At 53.0% G+C, this 19879-nt stretch carries 5 protein-coding genes; 1 reads left to right on the top strand and 4 read right to left on the bottom strand.

All coding sequences use genetic code 11. From position 1 onward, the window contains the following. Positions 1–27: 27 nt before the first annotated feature. From SH421x_RS26680 to SH421x_RS26665, 4 genes are all read right to left on the bottom strand, one after another. Complete coding sequence (locus tag SH421x_RS26680; protein WP_488853075.1) at positions 28–954, bottom strand: hypothetical protein; 927 nt, start codon at positions 952–954, stop codon at positions 28–30. Beyond that, positions 951–1937 carry a hypothetical protein gene (locus tag SH421x_RS26675; protein WP_488853074.1) on the bottom strand — a complete coding sequence of 329 codons (987 nt, stop codon included), beginning with the start codon at positions 1935–1937 and terminating at the stop codon, positions 951–953. Before SH421x_RS26675 ends, SH421x_RS26680 begins: the two co-directional genes overlap by 4 nt. Before the next feature lie 191 nt (positions 1938–2128). Then, a complete protein-coding gene (locus tag SH421x_RS26670; protein WP_488853073.1) occupies positions 2129–2635 on the bottom strand; it encodes a hypothetical protein in 507 nt (168 codons plus the stop codon). 16 nt (positions 2636–2651) lie between these two features. Next, entirely contained in the window at positions 2652–4043 is a 1392-nt protein-coding gene (locus SH421x_RS26665) for a trypsin-like peptidase domain-containing protein (RefSeq protein WP_488853072.1), read from the bottom strand. Between the two features lie 1471 nt (positions 4044–5514). Between SH421x_RS26665 and SH421x_RS26660 the strand changes: the two genes are divergently transcribed. Continuing rightward, complete coding sequence (locus tag SH421x_RS26660) at positions 5515–19845, top strand: choice-of-anchor D domain-containing protein (protein WP_488853071.1); 14331 nt, start codon at positions 5515–5517, stop codon at positions 19843–19845. The last annotated feature ends 34 nt before the right edge of the window (positions 19846–19879 follow it).

The following is a 19879-nucleotide window of genomic DNA, read 5'->3' as shown; positions in this document are numbered from 1 at the left end:
ATTTAGCGTCTTCGACTTCTGGAACGCTCACTGCTTCTTCTGTCGCGTGATCCAGCCGCGATGAAGCCCAAGAAACCGGGCGAGCCAAAGCAATACCAACACGCCGCCCCCTCCCAACAACCAGACCAGAGCCCAGTTAAGCGTGTCAGTGAATTGCGCTATTGGCGCCGAGAGTATTCCCAGTTTGTGAATCACCACCGGCTGGCCGTTTTCATCAAACGCAATCTCATCGCCGCCCAGGATCCGTTCCGAGTTGGGCAGGAACAGTGCCAGGAAGGTGGCTGAACCAATCGATTTACCCGGATTTTTCTCGATGAACTCACTGAGCCAAGTGAAGAAGCGATTGGGATTGGCGGCAATGATTTTTTGCAATTGGTTTCGTTGCTCCAGCGGCGCCGTGGAAAGATCGTCGAGATACTTTCCCAAGGTGATCGCCTCGTCGCGCTGCAGGGCGCGGCATAGCGCGTTTCCTTGCTTCGGCCAGGTCCGCACAATCTCCAACCCGATGCCAGGATGGCGGATCTCACTACGTAAAACGTCTGCGCCGAACTCCTCGGTCGCTTCGGCTAGCGCTTTGCCCCGCGATCCGCTCGCTAGTCGCGCCGCCGCTTCCGGAATTTCTGACTCCGGCAATTGTTTTAGCACGCCCAAAATCTTGCCGGGAGCGGAAGCGTTATCGAGCGCACGCAGAATCTCTGGCCCATGTCGCGACGCCAATTCCACCGATTCCGCAACCAGCGATTCCCCTCCCTCACGCAACAACTTTCCCGAAACGCGCTCTATCACTTCTGCTCCCACTTCTCGGCTAAGTCGCTCCGCTCCCTCTGTCGCCGCTTGCTTCGAGAAAAAGCGTGTAATCGCCTTCGATAGCGCAGAGGCCGGCGAGGCGCTGGCCATACTAAACGCGAGCGTCACCAGCAGCGCCACGGTGGAGACCGCCACGACCGTTTTCATTTTTCCTCCCCCAAAACCTGCTGTTGCAGCGTCGCGCCATAGATTTTTTCGAGTTGATCACAACTGTTCTGCAGCATCAACTTCAAACCTGGCTGCGACTTTCCTCCTGGTTCGTCAGTGTTGACGCCATCCAACACGGCAGTTTCCATCTCACCCAGTAGTCCTTGCAGCTGATCGGTAAGGGTCGCTTTTGTGTTTTCGGTAATCCAATAGTCGATGACCAGGCCCACGACGAGACCGCCAGCGATTCCTAGACCAGCGCCAATCGGCCCGGCAGCGGCGCCTCCCCCTCCTCCGACCACAGCACTTCCTGCGGTCGCTCCGCCAGCAGCGCTTCCTAGTCGAACAACAATACCAACGATAAGTTGCTCAACCGCTGCCCCCGCGACAATAAGTCCCGCTTCGGTGACGACATAAATGGTCGCATCATGGCTGACGCTCTCGGCGGATGTTTTTTGCAACTCAGCCAGGATCTCCGTAGTCAACATTTTGGCGTCCAATTGTGGCAGTTCGGATGTCGCCAGTTCGCCGGTACGGGCCTGAATCTGCGCAAGCATCTGGCTCCGATTCGCATCCAACTCTTGTTGAAAAATCGTAAGCGACGATTCAAGGTCACGCTGCAGCGTGTCGGTCGAAAAAACATGCTCTTCCAGTTTTTCAGCGATCAAGGTTCGGACAGAGTCAGAACGATACCACCAATCTTTCGCCCCTCTCCCCACGACGCCCAGTCTCGTTCCCAAGCTGGTGACGTCTTTGGTAAAGGGAGCAATTCCTGCGGAATAATCGTCAAACGACTCGCTGACTCTCGCGACACAGCGCTCGGCCGCTTCACGATTCGCCTGGTCCGCTTCCGCAACCGCGGGCAGTACTTGCTCGTTGAAGATGTGTTGTCGAATCGTCGCCAGGCTTGGCTGCGCTAGGGACGCCTGCTGAACGGCAACGATTTTTTGGGGAGGCTCTCGATTGGAGAGTGTCGCTCCCAAGACGATCGCGATGCCGCAGCCGAAAATGGCGCAGATTGCAATGATCGCGAACGACGACTTTCCATTGCGGATGCATGTTATGAGTGCCGTCCGCTGTTTCCTGTGGAAGTGTTTGATAAAGCTGCTCCCTAAAGAAATTGAATTCTTGTAAAACCAATTTCCGGTTGACTGTAACTGACGATGAATGTTGTCTATTCGTCCTCAAAAAACTCACTCTGCGTTTGAAGCGATTGGAGCTCGAACCATGCCTTAGCCAGCAAAAAGGGGCGAATTGCTAGGCAGTTCACCAATACGCCAGTACCGAACAAATAGCCCAGCACGTTCAAAACACCGCCCGGTCGAAACATCAACCACAGCCACAACACCGACCACCCCAGTCCCCAATAGAAATTAGTTTGGGCCGTTTTAAACGTTTCCATTGCGGTGACCAAGCGATCCGTCACTGCGGCTCGTCTCGACGAACTTCTCTTCGTCGAAGTACCAGTTTGGTGCTCGCCACTGGTCGGAATGTAATGCGCAGGCTTTGATTCGAAAGTACTTCGCGGCAAGGGTCTGACTATTTCCAGATCCGCATCACCACAAGGTTCTCGAAGCAACTGTCCGCCAGTAACGCCGCAGACGCTGCAACTCAACTCATCTTCGCGACTGATCAACTTGTGGCTGCGCAGATTCTCGACACCCGTCGTTTCCAAGTTCATGTGATCTCCATCCAGTTCATTGCAGGTTGTGTATCGGCACCAAGCCGGTTCTGCCGGCGTAGGGACCATCTATAATCCGAATGCGATAAATCAGGTCGATATGATCGATCACCTGAACGTGGGTCCCTGACGGAACTAGCATGCAACGGCCGGAATCGACAAGTTGAGCAAACACCGAACCGTCTCCCGTTGCCACACTATCGATCGCCGCCATAAAATCTGTCGCAGAAATTGCTACTAGCACTGTCTCCCCCGATGGATTTATTAATTGGGCGAACGCACCGGCAGGCGATGCTTGCTGGGCTAAAGTTTCGGCAACGATGGCGTTGTGCGTCGCCCACACTTCCTCGGTCCTCCACTTGTTATCCGCCCTGAGAATGTCGAGATTCGCCCAAGCGACCGGGATGCAAAATGAAACCTGCTCCTCGCTCCGAGATTTTGAGCGAACGACGCCAATTACCTGGCCAAACCCGTCAAAGACCGGCCCGCCAGAGTTACCAGGATTCACGGCCGCTCCCATTTGGTAGTGATCGATACCATCTAGCTTGTGAACGGTGCTCAACACGCCTTTGGTGACGGCAGTTTCTAGTATTTCGCTGCCCGATAAAATCGGATGGCCAATGATCGTAATCTCCTGACCACGTTGGAATTCATAGTTCCTCGCAATTACAACAGGCGAAAATTCAACCTTGTCACGTAGCAATAGAACCGCCAAATCATGCTCGGTATCTTCGACCAATAAGGTCGCTCGAAACGGACCACGGCGCCCAACTTCTGCCGCGGGACAATAGGCCATTAGACTGACAAACTCTCCGGTCGCTGGATTTACCGCTTCTGGAGCGACGACGTGGCTATTAGTCACGATCATCCGATCATTGACGAGAAAGCCGGTCCCGCTCGCCACCGCACCCTGAAGCAAAAACACCGAACGCTCATTGGCCTGCACGATCTCGCGAGTCGACATCGGCTTCATCGGAGGGACGCCAAAGGTAACGAGCGGCTGGCCTGAATTTGGTGAAATGTAGGTGCTAGTGTCTTCTCTAGATTGCGGGCTTCGCTTGGAGTTGGCGATCAAAATCATCAACACGCCAAACGCCAACAACACAGCCGGAACTCCCACCACCAGTCCGAGCTTCACGAATTGCGAGTTCTGACGCCGGCGCATCATCGGCGGTCTAATACGAACTGTGGGGGCCGGAGGCGGCTGAGGCGCACTCGCTTGTTCACGAACTTTCAAGCCACGTACGTTCTCCGCCAACACCCAATCGCCGTCGACTCCCCTCCGAATTTCAAAGTCATCGAAGACAAATCCCTGCTCTCCATGCTGTTTAAGCTGCTCCGTAGTAAATGGCCCATGCACGCCTGCCGGCGTGCGGACATACCAGATCGCCGGTTGCTGATTTTTCATATTCGCACCTGATGAATGGATTGGATTTCGTCGCTCAGACAGGAACGCGTTTGCGACGCTATTTCCACGAGCGAATATGTCAAAAGCAGTTCATCGCAGCGCCAGACAAGGACGCCTACGAGCTGCGCTAGCGTCAGAGAGAGCCCCCCGCGTCGCCAACAATGTGCTGGCTCAACGGATGTAGGATCAGTAGTCAGATTTCGCATGATCTCACCTCGCATAGAGATTGATGGATCACGCAAGCGCAGAAGTTTGGTTGAGCGCAAAAAGAAAAGGGACGCCGAACCAAGCCCGCTCGTCCCGACCTCCGCCAAGAGGCACGACAGAACAGCACCTAGCCGACGCCCCCTTACGGGGCGTGGTTTAGGTTGCTGCTTCTGTCGATCGAGAGCCTTACGGCTCAAGTTGGCGGTTTCGGGACGAGGCAGTTCCTAACGCTCACGCGTTAAATCGTATTGTCTGACGGCTTATTTCAGCCGCCCATGTTGTTTATGGCTTTCTAGACTTCAACAGTTGAAAAAATCGTGAGTCCTCAATCCCTCTAAGTCTACTTGCCGCCCCTCTCGTGGGGAAGTGATTTGCAGGAGATTTATAAGAGGCGAGTTGTCTGATGTTGCACCAGAACTCGGACAACAGCGAGCGCGGGGGAAGCGGTAGCGGCAGGCATGAGCCCAGCTTCATTCGAAGGTCGCGAAGCAGATGGGCTCCTAGTCGAAGCGAAGATCGCGAGCGATCCTCTTCAAGAGAATGTGACGTGACTGTCGACTCGAACTGTCGCCAAAGTGCGGCAGAAAGAACAGCGCTTACGCGCTGAACCAGGCAATGTAAATCGAAACCGACAGAGCTGGGTTCTACAAAAACCGGATTACATCGACGCCGTATCGGACACCGTCAACCTCCAACACTGGTTCCGCCACTTGCTCCGCACCAAGCCAGAGTCGGCGACAATGATCGCGTAATCTTCAAAGAACGCTTGGCGAACGTCGACAGTTGCAGCACGACCGGGATCACGAGTGCCGCGGTGGTGGCAATCACATTCAAGCAACCCGCAAAAAGGCAAGCTTCTTTTAATGTGTAGGACTGCAGCATTGCCCACAACAAAGCCGGATAGGCCCTATTTAAGTGCTTCCAAATTGTCAGAAGAGGGGAGCCGTCAGCCTACCGCCGCAGGTGACGCAGGAATTCTGGAATCGCATTAGAAAATACTGATTTAGCCGATTATGCTGATTTCCTGCTGACCAAGATTCGTCAACGACTGACGTAAGGCTCTTTCTTGAAATAACTTGCGTCAATCAAGCACGAGACGGAAACTTCGCCGGAAATTCCGTTGCAACCAGCGCAATATGCGGATAAGCTATCGCTTCAACGCTGGCATGGGGTGGCTGTACCGCCTTGCGGGGTACCCGCTGTCAGGTCTATTACTCGTCCCCAATCGCTACTTCTCTTTCCCTCTTGCAACGGAGTGCAACGAATGCGCCTCCCCCTCTCCTCGTGGAAGCAAACCCTCTCTCGTCTTGGTTTGAAGTTGCAATCAGGGGCGGTAAAACGGAAACGCCGTGGGGCTCGGCCTGTTCGGTTTGAGACATTGGATTCGCGCGAGATGCTGGCGGCGGATGTCCAGGTGAAAATTGATGGCTCTCTAGTCGCGGACGAGGTGGTGTACGACCTGGATAACAACCCAGGAAGTCTCAAGGTAGACCAAAACGGAAAATCATATATCCCTCTGCAGTTTCAAAATGTGAGCTCCATGGATGAGACTCTGTCCCAACTCGACATTACGGCAGGAAGTTCTGGTTTTTTAATTAACGGGACTGAATCACTCGGGATCACTATTACTGACAATCTGGAGCACGGAAAATGGCACGATGTTCTCCTCTATATTGACCCGACACAGGATTATGTAGCCGCAAAACTGAACTGGGTCGGGTCAGAACTCAATAGCTCCGACTTGGGGTACATAGAGTTCAATTACACCGCTCCTGTCGCGCAGGAAGGGCCCGAAATCGCCGTAACGTATGGCGGTCAAAACATAGTTGATGGAGGGAGCCTCGCGCTTAACGGCAATTCCGGCGGTTTCACAATCCACAATCTAGGAACGGAGAATCTAGTCGTTTCTAGCGTCACCGCGACGGGGGATTTCTATCCTTACACGTTCACCGGAAGCATTTATGGTTACACAATTCTTCCGAACAAAACGATGGACTTTTACGTGTCGCGCAATGGTACCGATGCCGGCGACCATAGCGGTAAGATTTACATCTACTCCAACGACAGCAATGAAAGCGTTTTTGACTTTGACATCTCTGCGACTTACCCTGGCCCGGAGATCGATGTATTTGACAATTCGACGGGCGGAAATCTAATTCTTGACGGAACGGGCGAGTACATTTTTGATTCGACCGTGGTGGGAAATTCTAAAACCCATACGTTTCAAGTCACCAACAGCGGTACTACTGATCTGACTCTGGGTACGATCAATGCGCCAGCGGGGTTTACGGTTGTGAGCGGTTTTGGCGCAACTACGCTTACCAAAGGTCAAAGCACAAACTTTACGCTTCGATTCGACGCAAAGGATGGTGGAGAAACGAAAGGCGTCGTCACATTCGTAACGAATGACAGCAATGAGAACCCATTTGATTTTAAACTCGTCGGCAACGCGACCGGTCCAGAAATAGAAGTGCTTCAGTGGGCCACCAAAATCGCCGACAATGTCGGCGAATATGATTTTCTGCAGACGCCCACTGGCATACCTGTCACGAGGGCATTCACGGTCAAGAATCTGGGAGACACAAACTTAACGCTGGGAACAATCAGTTTGCCTTACGGGTTTTCGCTTGTATCGCCGCTGCCGTCGACAACGATCAGCGCCAAAAGCTCGACAAACATTAACTTACGACTGGACGCTGCCACGGCTGGAGAATATGGAGGACAGATATCGTTCGTTACCAATGATGCGAACGAGAATCCATTCAACTTCGAGATAAGCGGCGTGGTCGTTGATAAACCTGAAATCATCATTTACAGCGAAAAGGTAGGGGGAAGCGAGATTGTCGATGGATCTGGAGGTTTTAATTTTGGATCGATTGACTACAACGCTCCTGAATCGCACGAGTTTCGGATCGAAAACACCGGCCACGGCGATCTCAATATCAGTGGATTCCACATCAACGACGCTCCAGCAGGGACCGCCTACTCGCTCACGCCGCCTAGCAGCGGAAATATCATTCACATGGGTGAATCTGCTGTTTTTACGATCACCTTTTTGGCGGACCAGCTGAGTCTGGGTAGTTACAATACGACGGCGTTTGTTTTCTCGGATGACCAAGATGAGTCCGTCTATTCTTTCTCTTTGGCTGGCATTGTCACTGGCCCCCACATTCCCTACCTGAGAGAAGTCGAGAGCAATTTATATATTTACGACACTTACGACATCCTTAGCACGCCTGAAGGGACTCCACTAGTACGCACTATTGGCGTGGTCAATACTGGGTCCAGCGTCTTAACCCTTGGCTCGATTGACGTTCCTAGTGGCTACACCGTAATCGGGTCGGGCTTTGACAAAACGAGCTTGTCGCAATACGAGTGGGCGTATTTTTCGTTGCAGCTCGATGCAAGTGCGCGCGGCGAGTACTATGGCGAAATCTCTTTCGAGAATAATACCCGTGACGATGATCCCTACACATTCATGGTCACCGGAACGGTTACAGGGGCGGAAATAAGCCTCTTTGATCAAGAGACTGGCGGAATGGCAATTGTTGACGATAGCGGCGAAGTCAACTTTGGCGATGCCCAACTCGGCTCTCCTATTCCGCGTACTTTTCGTGTTGAAAACACTGGAGATGCTCCATTAACGTTGGATTCAATTTCGGTTACCGGTGACTTCACTTTGACAAGCGGTTTTGCCGAATCGACCGTGCAAGCTGGCAAAACAACGACGTTTCAGGTTCAGATGAATGCGACTGTCATTGGAGAAGCCAAAGGCACGATTTCCTTCGTCAACAACGACAGCGACGAAAGTCCGTACAACTTTTCGATTACCGGTTTCGTGGACGGTATTCCGGAAATCGAAGTCTATGATGACGAAGTTTCCGGAAGCGAAATTCCCGACGGCAAGCTTGACTTTGCGTTTGGATCGGTAGATGTCGGCGGGGTGCTTCCTCGAAAGTTTCGCGTCGAGAATACTGGAACCGGCTATCTCACCCTAGATCCCTTGAGCGTCCCCAGCGGCTATACGATCACCCAAGTATTTGGCGAATCGAAGATCGCGCCTGGGGATGACACGGTATTTGAAATCACGCTCGACGCAACGACGCCAGGCAAATACGACGGTGAAATTTCGTTTACGACGAACGATAGCGACGAAACTCCATTTGATTTCTACGTCACCGGCTATGTCGTCGCCCCCGCTCTTTCAATCGCAATTGCAGAGAGCAAGAGCACCGCTATCGAAAACGGCGAGAACGGCAAAATTACCGTTACCCGCACAAGCAGTGGTTCACTAGAAAATGCGCCCGCTCTCATGTTCAGTCTTTCTTTCGGGGGCGACGCCGAAAGCAGCGATTATTCGCTCAATCCAACCACGTATGAAATTCCTGCTGGCGAAGATTCTGTCACGATTGAGATTGATGCGAAAAATGACGCGCTGTGGGAAGAGCAGGAAACGTTAAGTATCACAATCGCCGAAACCTCCGGCGGCCAGTACTCAATCGACACGGGCAATGATACTGTCAACGTCTACATCCAGGACAACGACTTGTGGGAAGTAGGAGTCACGAAAGACGGTGACGCCAAGGAAGCAGGCCCCACGCCAGCTAGTTTTATCTTCACGCGTCAACAGTCCGGCGAAACCGATACGTCAAATCCGCTGACAATCGCTTTCTGGTTGGATACCGAAGCGACTCTTGGCGAAGATTTCTCTCTGAGCAGTTCGGTTTCCAAAGAGTTTGACCCGCAACAGCAGAAGGATCGTTACAAAGGTCAGATCGTCATCCCGGCGAACGAATCGGAGATACTGCTGACGGTAAGTCCGACGGACGACGAGGAGACCGAAGGGGACGTAATCAGCGTCAGCATTATCGCCAAAGATCCAGAGGAATCGAAGAATCAACCGAATTACTATGTCGTGGCTGACGTCGACGACGACAGTATGACCGACGACTCAGAGTCGATGCTGATCGTCGACAACATGATGACGCGTGTCTGGATTACGCCGCCGTCTGGAAGCGTCAAAGAAGGGGAGACTACCGGGCTGATGGTCCATCGCTCGGAAGCCGGCAAGGATAATCCCTTGACGGTTTATGTTGATTTGGTCGATGTCGAAGCGAAGTTCGGTCTTGATTATTCCGCGTCGGGCGATAGCCAGTCTATCACGGTCCTGACGGGCCAAAAGTTGGAGGTTACGTTTGCGGCCGACGAGACGGAGGTTGCTTTGACCTTCTCGGCAAACGTTGATCAGGAAACGGAATCGAATGAATCTGCCAAATTGATGGTAGTCGAGGACACCAGCGGTACTCCAACCTATTCGATCCGTCCAGGTCAAGACACCGCGACGATCACGATTACTGATTCCAGATACGTCCGCGTTGTAGATGATGTCCCTGATGAGTGCGAATGCACCTGCATGGGCTCAAGCTGCTCGGTATCTCTCAGTCAGGGCGGCATAAAAGCATCTGAACCGGGGCAGAATGTTCAATATCAGAATCCAACTCCTGCGCAAACCGCTCTGGCGGTCGACCATCCCTTTGACGCGTCGGTGACGAATGCTACGAGCATCGAAGTCCGGACTTCTTTTCAAGGCCAAGTTCGTTCGACTTTCTATAATTCCGCAGGGATGGTTGCCGGTGAGGACTACCGCATCTCCGTCCCCATCAATGTGGCAGGATTGGCGACCGGATCGTACGATTGGTTGATGGAAGTCATCGAGCATTACGCTGGAGGGACGCCTGACAAAGTCGATGCGTTCAGTGGAACAAAGACGATTACGAACTACAATTCGCCCGAGTTAAGCCAGAACTGGCGACAGCAAGATTCGGAACGGCTGTTCGTGAAAGCTGGTCGGATCCTGTGGCAACGCAACGGGGGGACCTATGAATTTCTTCCCGACACCAACGGCGACTTCTCTCGCCCTGAAGGCGAATACGGCTATACCCTAATTACCGAAGTCACCGGCCAGGACTGGAAGTACGTCATCACCATGGCCGGTGGCGATGAGTACAAATTTGATGAAGCCGGCCTACTGATCGAAGCGGAATCGCGGGTTGGCAATAAGACCAGCTATACCTACAAGCTCGGCTCAACTTCCATTGAATCGATCACCGATTACCGCAATCGAACGAAGACTTTTGAATACAACTTGGATGGGCGACTGGAATCGGTAACGGACTTTACCGGCATCATCACCAACTATGACTACAAGGTCGTTTCCGTCAGCGGCGTTCCAACCACCGTACTATCCAAAGTTCGACAGACGGATCCTGCCGGTGCAAACTCGACGGATGTGCTGGAAACTACCTACAGCTACGATTCGTTAGGACGACTGCAATCGATCGATACACCGAACGGCGGTGAAACGCTTTCCTATGACTCGCTAGGCTACGTCGACCACATCACCCACAGCGGCGGCGGGGAGTCGACCTACAAATCTTGGGTGACAGCAGGGCTCGTCGATTCGGCGGCGGGAATCATCGGGACAGAAACCCAGCCGGCTACGCTGATGAAGACAAAGAATGTCTACGCCGAAATCACCGAGAAAGTCTCCGACACCCAAAGCGTAACACGGAAGATGCAATACGACGTGTTCGGTCGCGTCATTCTTGAGATTGACGGCGAAGGAAACGTCACCACCTACGATCGCGTAGAGACCGAAACCGGCCGTACCATCACCGTCACGCAGCCCGACCCGGATGGTCCTGGATATAACAACGAGGTTAGCTACGTCACGGTCTACGAGTACGACACGCACGGCAACCTGCTGAAAATCACCCACCCAGATCAAACCACCGAATCTTGGGCATACGACCTTACTTTCAATGAAGCGACGTCGTACACCGACCAGCGCGGGGCCATCACACTCTATACGCTGGATTCGACCACGGGCCGTACGCTGACCGAGCGGCAGATCGTTGGTGAAAATGACCTTACTAATTCCGAACAAAACGATCTTGTCACGACGTATACGTACACTACGAGAGGAACAGGCGTGACGGCGCCCGCTGGGCTGGTCGATTTGATTACCTTTGTTTCGGGCGCAAGCAACCGCATCACCGACTACGATTACAACTCCGATGGCAACGTCACCAAAATCACCTACGCCAAAGGAACCGCCGATGAAGCCAGCGTTACTTATGACTACACCATGGGAGAAGGGTATCTAGCCAAGTCAACGAACGAACTGGGCGAATCGACAGAGTACTTTTACGACGCACTCGGTCGCCAAGTCGAAGTCATCATGCCCGATCCTGATGACGGCGGCCCCCTCTCGTCCCCGGTGATGCGCTATGTCTACGACTCCAAGGGACTTGTTGTCGAAACAATCGAAACAGACTCCGCGAACTCCGTTTCTCGTAGCGTGCAGTATGTGTACGACGATCACGGCCGTGTTATCGAAGAAAAACGTCCCGATCATGATGGCGACGGCGAGCTGTCTTCGACCTTCTACGATTATTTCGAGAACGGCTGGCTCCACGCGGTCACCGACGCCGAAGGCCGGGTTACGACCTATGGGTATGATGACGATGGCCGCGTAATTTCGGTAACGCTTCCCGATCCTGATGGCGATGATCTCAATCTTCCTACGTACTCCTACGCTTACGACGCAATGGGACGTCAAACCGTGCAGGTCGATCCGCTCGGCCGTATTACCGCGACCGGCTATGGTGATTGGGGGCGGGCCGTATATACCGCTCAGGGCACCCTGTTGGCCGATCCAGACGGAATGACATTTTTCAGAGAGTACGCCGCAGCGACAACGCTTAACCTCCAAAATAACGCCGTATTTCGGCAGTTGGGAAAAGGCTCTGGCTCGTTACGGGTCTCCTCCAACTACTATGATTCGACCGGCAGTTACCTCCACAATGGCTACGAATTCCAAAATTCTAACGGCCTTTCACTAACCTTATACACGACCGTGAATAACGGCGCCCCTGCTTCGGTAGCGCGGCCAGCCAGCACGATCTATGAGTACGACGAGCTGGGGCGCATCTCTCGGATGCTTTCTCCAGAATATTCCTTTGAAGGAGAAACTGGTCGCTCCGAAACGTCTTACGTGTACAACGGGTTCGGCGAACTGCAATACATCCACGAAACAGCCGATGGTGTCACCCGTACGACTGAGTACCAGTACGATGCACGCGGTCGCCAGATCGCAATCCTCTTACCCAATCCTGATGGAAGCCAATCACAGCAGACCTTCGCTTACGATGCTGCTGGGCGTCTCATTTCAGAAACTATCTCAGGGATTCTCCCCGGTGATGTGGCCGCGACCAGCTATACGACTTCGTACATTTATGACCACCTGGGACGCGTTATTACGACGACTATGCCTGATCCGGGGAGCGGAGCGCCGACCTACCAAACCCAATACGATGCGTTCGGCCGCGTTATCGCTGAAATTGATCCGCTCCAAAACTTCACGCAATACGAATACGATTTGCATGACAATTTGACCGGAGTTTTAACCCCCGATCCCGATGGAAATGGCCCAGAACTCGCGCTTAAAACGAGCATGACGTACAATGACCTCGGCTGGACATTATCGACAACGGTCAGTCCTGACGAGGTTTCCTCTTCCCTGGCTCGCGTCACTAGTTACGAATACGATGGCGCCGGCCGGACGATCAAAGTAATCTATCCGGATCCAGACCCACTTGTTTCTGGTGATCTCGTGGAGGTCAGCTACGTTTACGATCTGATCGGACGACTTTTAAGCCAGGCGGACGCCAACGGCAACGTCACTTCTTACGCGTATGACCAATTTGATCAAATGACTTCGATGACGACGCCTGATCCCGATGGCGCCGGTCCGGAATTGGCTCGCGTTTACAACTTCAGCTACGACGCTCGCGGTCGAACTACTTTCGGTTATGACGCACAAGGCCGACGCGTTCGCTATATCTACGATGGTCGCAATAACCTCTTAGAAGAGATCCAGACCATCGATCCTGACACGGCAGACGCACTTCCAGCGCCATCTAGACTTTACATCTACGACGGTTGGGGACGAATGGTCTCGATGACTGATCCGGTTGGAAATGAGACGCAGTACGTCTATGACACGCTCGATCGGATGACATCGATGATCGATGCCGAAGGAGGAGTTTCGGAATACTCGTACGACTTCCGCGGTAATCGACTAACGCTCAGCGATCCAGAGGACAATGTTACCTCGTGGTCCTACGACGCATTGGGACGGCTTGAATCGGAAACGAATCCGCTCAATGCGGTTCGCTCGTACGAGTACGACAAAGCGAGTAATCTAACGCAATATATTGACCGAAATGGTCGCAAAATTATTTATGACTACGATGATCGCAACCGTCTTCGTGGCGAGGCTTGGTACACCAGCTTGGCAGGATCTCAGGTCGATTTGTTGCAGTTTGACTACGATGCCTTTGGCCAGCTAACAGCAGCCAGTGACAGTGATTCGACCCTGACTTTTGCGTATGACGGTCTCGGACGGCAGACGGAAGCAGGGCAAACGCACGGCGGCAAATCCTATGCGATCGAGCAAACCTTTGACGCCATCGGAAATCGGCTGACGTATGATGCGACGTTTGACGGCGTTGCGGATGCACAGCGTCAGTTCACCTACGATGGTCGCAATCGGTTAGTCAGTCTTCAAGAGACTGGCGTTAGCGTCGACAAGCGGGTTGACTTTTCCTACAACGTCAACAATCAGTTCACGTCGATCGATCGGTACGAAGATCTGACCGCCGCCGATTTGGTGATGCAATCAACTTATTCTTATGACGCGTTGCTTCGTCTGACCGAACTGCTGACAACGGCCGCCGATTCGAATGATCTGCCCCAGATTCCGCCTGAGGGAGAAGATCCCGCCGAATCGACCACGATGACAATCACTCCATTCGATTCCACCACGCCGATCGTCGACGACTCAAGCAGCTTCACCTACTCGACCACCGCCGAAACACGCTCGCGCACACAGTCCTTTGTGATCACCAATACCGGAGCCAATGATCTCCATCTTGGCGATATCTCGCTGCCTAGCGGCTATACGCTCGCCAAAGACTTTGACACTGATATTCTTGCTCCCGGCGAAAAAATGACCTTCGCCATTCGTCTGGACGCAGCGTCCGATGGCACCTTCGCCGGCGATATTAGTTTTGACACCAACGGTGCTGAAGATGGGACTTTCAACTTCGCACTCTCCGGCCAAGTGCTGCCAATCGCCAGCACAATTGTTGTCAATTCCACGAGAGATTTGGCCGACAGCAATTCAGGCGACGGCATTGCCTGGACGGGTCAAAACAACTCGGCAGGCGTCGCTGAAGTGACGCTCCGCGCCGCGATTCAATACGCTAACACAACGCCTGGCATTCAGCAGATCCTGTTCGATATTCCGACGAGCGATCCCGGAATAGTTGGCAGTGCTTATGAAATCAGCCTCTGGTCAGAGCTTCCTGAGATCTCAGATCAAACGCTAATCGACGGATATTCACAGGATCCGGAATCCGATACGCCGACTATCATCGTCAAAGCAGGGGGATTCACCTACCAAGCCGAAGCCGATCTATACCATCTTATTGGCCGAGCGGATGGCGATGGTTGGTCGGCGAATACGACCCAGGACAGTGCGTCGTACTTGGCCTATGGTCCGTATACGACTGCTATTCCTGGCGGACTGTACACGGCGAATTTCAAGCTGATGATCGACAACAACACGGCAAATAACCAGCAAGTCGTGACGATCGACGTGGTTGACCACACACTGGGTCAAGTAATTGCCAGTCGCGTCATCACGCGAACCCAATTTCTCAGCGCCATGACTTATCAGAATTTCGATCTAAACTTTACTACGAATCCCAATCATAACCTGGAGTTCCGCACCTATTGGCACGACACCGCTTATGTCAAACTTGATTCCGTCTCTATCACTCCAGTGACCCAGGTCACCGAGGGCATCTACCAAGCGGAAACAGACCTTTACCACAATACCGGGCGTCTCGATGGAGACGGCTGGTCGGCGAACACAGCCCAGGATAGCGCACAGCATCTTGCCTACGGTCCGTACACGACGACAATCCCTGCCGGTCAACACACTGCTCATTTCAATCTAATGATCGACAGTAACGCGGGGTTCAATTCCTCGATTGTGACCATCGATGTCTACGACATTGCCCAGGGGGGGGTAATTGCCAGTCGCGTGATCACTCGGTCGCAGTTCCAGAATGCATACACCTATCAAGATTTCACCCTAGATTTCGTTACTCCATCAACGAGTAACCTGCAGTTACGCACGTATTGGCACGACCGTGCATATGTCAAACTCGATTCCGTTTCGATAAGTAAGCTCGCGCCTATTGCTGTCGGTCTCCGTATTAATTCGGCGGGGTCCATGGTAAGCGGTCTGGAAGTGTCAGGATTCACCGAGGCAGGTATCGTCATTACTGGTGACGACAATCACATCGCAGGAAATGTGATCACCAACAACACCGGAAATGGTCTTGTTTTAAATTCCGGTGCATCTGACAACATCATCGGAACCGATGGCGATGGAATCAATGATGATCTGGAACGCAATGTCATCACCAGTAACGCACTTGACGGCATCCTGCTGAGTGGAAGCGGCGTCACGAACAATATTATCGCCGGAAATTACGTTGGCGTCGGAGCAGACGGGCTGATCGATCTAGGGAACTCGCATGAAGGAATCCAAATTCAAGCGGGGGCAAGTTACAACACTGTAGGCGCTCTCGGCGACGGGCTGAATGATAGCACTCGCCGCAATCTTGTTGCTGGCAACGCTCTCAATGGAATCGTTATTACGGGAAGCGGCACCAATCACAACGTCATTGCCGGAAACTATATTGGCGTCGATGCGACAGGCGCGACGGCGATGGCGAATGCCCGCGGCGTACTTGTGCATGGCAATGCCCAATACACGGTGATCGGTACCGATGGCGATGGAGTCAGCGACGCCTACGAAGGGAACGTTATCTCGGGCAACACCTCTGAGGGCATTTTGATCTACAGTGGAGCCGCTTATACGAACGTGAGCGGCAACAAAATCGGAACGAACGCTGCAGGGACGTCTGCAATCGCAAATACTGCTCATGGCGTTTCGATTTCCTCCGCCGCTCAAAACAACACCATCGGGACAAACGGCGATGGGGTCAGTGATCTCCTCGAAGGCAATTTGATCTCTGGGAATTTGGGTGATGGGGTTTTGATTACCGATGTAGGAACCTCGGGCAATAAGGTATCAGGTAACAAAATTGGAGTCGATCTAAGTGGTCAATTCGCCATTCCGAATAGCGCTCACGGCGTCGTAGTATTCACCAATGCTTCGTCCAATATTATTGGGACCAACGGAGACGGCTTAGGTGATGACGTGGAGGGAAACCTAGTCTCTGGGAATCTAGGCAGCGGAGTCGTCGTGGCGTCCTATGCCGAAGCAAACCGCGTGAGTGGCAATAAGATCGGCACAAACGCTTCGGGGACGGTTGCAATCGGGAACGCTAACTACGGCATCTATGTTGGCGGCCTCGCAAACAACAACGTCGTAGGAACCAACAGCGATGGCGCAGGAGACGAAGATGAAGCGAATCTCGTGTCCGGCAATTCATTGCACGGCATAATCATTTCTTACTCCTCGGGCAATGTGATTGCGGGGAATTTAGTGGGGCTGGAAGCGGACGGTGAGACTCTGCTTGGAAATTTGCTGTACGGTATCGTGTTAGATAACAATTCTGTTAACAATCGCATTGGTTCCAACGTAGATGGCGTTCGCGACAACGAAGAAGCAAACTCCATCGCCGGAAACGGGAGTGGTGGAATAGTGATTACCGACTCTTCTTCTACGGGCAATCTTCTGCGACGCAATCAGATTTTTGGTAACAACGGTTTGCCGATTGATCTAGACAACAACGGCGTCACCCCCAACGATACCGGGGACGCAGACGGCGGCGCCAACAATCGCCAAAACTTCCCGATCTTGACTTCACTGGGCGCCAATGCCGCCGGGACGCTCAATTCCAAGCCGAATCAAACTTACTACGTCGATGTCTACGGCGGCGTCTCGCCTGGTTCCGCCCATGTTTACTTGGGCAGTACGGCGGTCAACACCAACGGAAGCGGCAATGCGTCATTCTCATTTCCAGTAAACGTCTCCTTTTACAACTACTTCGTCGCGACGGCGACCGACACCGGCGGCAATACTTCGGAATTCTCCCCGGTCCTAGGCAGTTCGCCGGCGGTTGTCACTAGTAGCGGCAACCTCTTTCCGTCAGAAACAATCGCGTGGGATTACGCTTCACCAGCTCCTTCCCTCCAACTAGCCAATCTCGGCAGCAGTGCGTTCAGCATTAGCAGTGTCACGGTTGACAACCCAAACTTCGCCCTCAGCGGCGTCGTACTTGGGGCATACGCCGCGTCCGCGACGCATGCCTTCTCGCTGACGTCTGTGCCTGGTCTGATTGCAAATCAAACCGGCAATTTGACCGTTACTCTTGGCGATGGCCGGGTGTTTCAGTTTCACCTCAGCTACGACGCCCCGGACGCTGAGATCGCCCTCATCCTAGATGGGGACGAGCTTGCGGTTGACGCCGTGATCGACTTTGGCTCGACGCCGGAAGGGACATCCGTCACCAAGTCATTGTTAATCAGCAATCCCAGCGTCAACACGCTCTACCTCAGCCAGATCACCGTCCCCGTCGGATACCAGGTCATCGGCGCTGCGGGGCTCAACGCAATCGCCGCCGGGCAAGCGACGACGATTCAGGTGAGGCTGGTTGCGGTTGCGTCTGGCAGTTACGGGGGGCAACTTCAATTCACCACCAATGACGACGACGAATCGTCTTTCTCGATCACCCTGTCCGGTGAGATCGTCGGCAATTTAGATGGCCGGTCGGTGATTGATAGCAACGACTACCAGTACGACTATGCCGATCGTCTGACCGGCTGGGACAGTTTTGTCTTCGGCAACCAGGACTTCACGTACGACGATACGAATCAACTGACCGATATCGATCGCGATGGCGCCGATCAGTCGTTCACCTATGACGAAAACGGCAATCGGATCAGCGGCGCCTATGTGATCGGCCCGAACAACCAGATCCTCGCCAACGGCGTCTACAATTACCTGTATGACGCCGAAGGAAATCGGATTCGCCGCACCGAGATCGCCACCGGCGCGTACATTCTTTACAGCTGGGATCATCGGAATCGGTTGATCGGTATCACCGAGAAAGACTCGCTCGACGCGACGCTCAAGACAGTCGTCTACGCGTATGACGCTTTCGGCCGCCGCATCGCCAAAGAAATCGACGCCAACGGCGACGGAGACCTGGCCGACGCCGGCGATAGCGAAGAACGTTACTACTACGACGGCCAACAAATCGCCCTGCGAACCGACGGGGACGGAACGATCCTCAACCGGTACCTCTACGGCCCCAACATCGACCAGGTGATCGCCGACGAAGACGCCGTCGCCGGCGACGTCCTCTGGGCCGCGACCGACCACCTAGGAAGCATCCGCCACCTGGCCGACTACGACGCGGTCACCAAAGACGTGACAATCGCCAACAGCATCGATTACGATGCATTTGGAAACATCGTCAGCGAAACCAACGCCGCGATCGACCACATCTACGCCTACACCGGACGCGATCGAGATAAGGAAAGCGACCTGCAGTACAACCGGGCGCGGTACTATGACGCGGATCTAGGGCGGTGGATTAGTGAGGATCCGATTGGATTTGCGGCGGGGGATGTGAATCTATATCGGTATGTTGGGAATAGTCATCTGAATGGAGTGGATCCTAGTGGTTTAGTAGGTTGGGGAGGCACTGTTGATTACAATGCTCCCGGAGTAAGTTTTGCCTCCTCCAAGATGTTCACAGCTAAGAAATTTGAGTTCCCACCAATATCAACGTATATTGAAAAGGTATTCGAGACTCAAATTAAACCTTTAATCGTGGCAAAAGCGAACAACTTAGCTGATAATGGAAAACTTTCCTTCCCCCTCCCCTCGATAAACTTCCTATTGGGAGTAATTTTAATCCCACCAGCCGGCATGCTGACCGGCGACTTAACCATTAGCGGTGAAATTGCGATCACGCAATGTAAAGACGGAGAGAAAGTTCGTCCCTCCATCACAGCTTCGGGCAAGTTGACCCTTGCGTTAAAAGCTACAGTTGGTGCAGGATTGGGGATAGGTAAGAATGCTTCGACAAAAGACCCCAACGCGCACCAGGCAATCGGGACAAAAGATGGAGGAGCCTTCATTCATGATTCTAAGGGAAGGATTCAGAAACCCAGAAAATGGAATGAACCGGAATATGGAATTTCAGGTCTAACAATATCGTCAACCGAAGAGGTGGACGCCCCAGAGAAAATAGGTTTATCAGTTTCGGGCAGTATTAATGCAAGACTAGAAGCTGCTGCGGTTGTCTTTGTTGGATCTCGTGTCAAACACAACATTGCAACCTTGGAAGTCAACAAAGGGATTGAGTTTTCCCTCCAAGCCCACAAGCTTCCGGATGCCGAATTTGTTTTAGAGGCCAACGCTGAGCTTTCGGCTTCCGCCATACTCGAAGGGACTGTTGATTTCAAGTACACCTTTTAACAATTACTGAACAATTCTAATTCTCAATGCAAGG

It is taken from the genome of Blastopirellula sp. SH421 (genome assembly GCF_057808535.1).
Note: the sequence above shows the minus strand (reverse complement) of the source record. Positions and strands in the feature narration are given on the sequence as shown.